This window comes from Xanthomonas sp. SHU 166 (assembly GCF_000364685.1).
Classification (GTDB): domain Bacteria; phylum Pseudomonadota; class Gammaproteobacteria; order Xanthomonadales; family Xanthomonadaceae; genus Xanthomonas_A; species Xanthomonas_A sontii.
Genome location: NZ_AQOJ01000452.1, coordinates 1 through 1717 on the forward strand (window position 1 = coordinate 1; position 1717 = coordinate 1717).

The 1717-nt window shown below is 71.9% G+C and carries 2 protein-coding genes; both read left to right on the forward strand.

Annotated elements, in window-relative coordinates:
• The first annotated feature begins 35 nt into the window (after positions 1–35).
• On the forward strand, positions 36–1013 hold the full coding sequence (gene pdxA / locus D180_RS12125) for a 4-hydroxythreonine-4-phosphate dehydrogenase PdxA (RefSeq protein ID WP_017913004.1): 978 nt from the start codon (positions 36–38) through the stop codon (positions 1011–1013).
• Positions 1014–1126: 113 nt separating this feature from the next.
• On the forward strand, positions 1127–1717 hold a 591-nt coding region (rsmA, locus tag D180_RS12130; protein ID WP_017913005.1), incomplete at its 3' end, for a 16S rRNA (adenine(1518)-N(6)/adenine(1519)-N(6))-dimethyltransferase RsmA.

The window sequence follows — 1717 nt, forward strand, 5'->3', positions numbered from 1 at the left end:
CGCCCGCGCCGGCGCCCGCCGCCAAGCCCTGATCCATGCGCCCCTCGCTCGCGCTGGTGCCGGGCGAGCCGGGCGGGATCGGCCCGGAGCTGTGCGTGCGGCTGGCGCAACAGCCGCGTCACGACTGCCAACTCCTGGCCTTCGCCGATCCCGACACCTTGCGCGCCGCCGCGGCGGCGCTGTCGCTGCCGCTGCAGCTGCTGCCCGAATCCAGCCCCGCCCTCGCCCCTGGCGACCTGCGCCTGCGCACGGTCGCCAATGCCGTGCCCAGTCGCTTTGGCGCGACCGAACCGGCCAACGCAGCTGCGGTGATCGCCGCACTGACCCAGGCGGCCGATGCCTGCCTGAGCGGGGAACTGGACGGCGTGGTGACCGGCCCGGTCCATAAAGCGGCGATCAACGCCGGCGGCATCGCCTACACCGGCACCACCGAACTGCTGGCCCAACACGCCGGCCGCGAGGTGGTGATGATGCTGGCCAACGCCATCGTGCGCGTGGCCCTGGTCACCACCCACCTGCCGCTGCGCGCGGTCGCCGATGCACTCACGCCGGCCCTGCTGGAACGCAGCCTGCGCATCACCGAGGCCGCCTTGCGCCGCGAGTTCGGCATCGCCGCGCCGACCATCGCGGTGCTGGGGCTGAACCCGCATGCCGGCGAGGATGGCCACCTGGGCCTGGAGGAAATCCAGGTGATGCAGCCGGTGCTGGACGCCTTGCGCGCGGAGGGCATGCGCCTGCTCGGCCCGCTGCCGGCCGATACCGCGTTCCTGCCGCAGAAGCTGGCGAGCGTGGATGCGGTGCTGGCGATGTACCACGACCAGGGCCTGCCGGTGCTCAAGTACAGCGGCTTCGAGCAGGCGGTGAACCTGACCCTGGGCCTGCCCTACCCACGCGTGGCGGTCGACCACGGCACCGCACTGGAGCTGGCCGGCCGCGGCGTGGCCGACCCGTCCAGCCTGTTCGCTGCCACTGCGCTGTGCGCGCAACTGGCGGCGCGCCGCGCGCAGTCCTAGGCGCATATCCGGGCGCCGTTCGCGATCTGCCGCAACCAGGGCGGGCCCGGTGATGCCGCTCCTGCGTCGCTGCGAGCGCGCGCCGCCCCGTGCATGCCGATAAAATGCCGGCCATGACTTCCTCTTCCGGCTTCGGCGCCCCGGCCAAGAAATCCCTTGGCCAGCACTTCCTCAGCGATCGCCACTACATCGACAGCATCGTCCGCGCGGTCGATCCCAAGCCGGGCGACCGGCTGGTCGAGATCGGCCCCGGCCAGGGCGCGATCACCTTCCCGCTGCTGCGCCGGCATGGCCGGCTGACCGTGATCGAATTCGACCGCGACCTGATCGCGCCACTGACCGCGGCGGCGGCCGACGTCGGCGAACTGACCATCCTCAACCGCGACGTGCTGTCGGTGGATTTCGCCGCCCTGGCCGAGGGCGCGCGCATCCGCCTGGTCGGCAACCTGCCTTACAACATCTCCTCGCCGATCCTGTTCCATGCGCTGGACCACGCCGCGGCGATCGCCGACATGCATTTCATGCTGCAGAAGGAGGTGGTCGACCGCATGGCCGCCGATCCGGGCAGCAAGGTCTACGGCCGGCTCAGCGTGATGCTGCAGGCGTATTGCGAGGTGACCTCGCTGTTCGTGGTGCCGCCGGGCGCGTTCCGGCCGCCGCCGAAGGTGGATTCGGCCGTGGTGCGGCTGGTGCCGCGGCCGCCG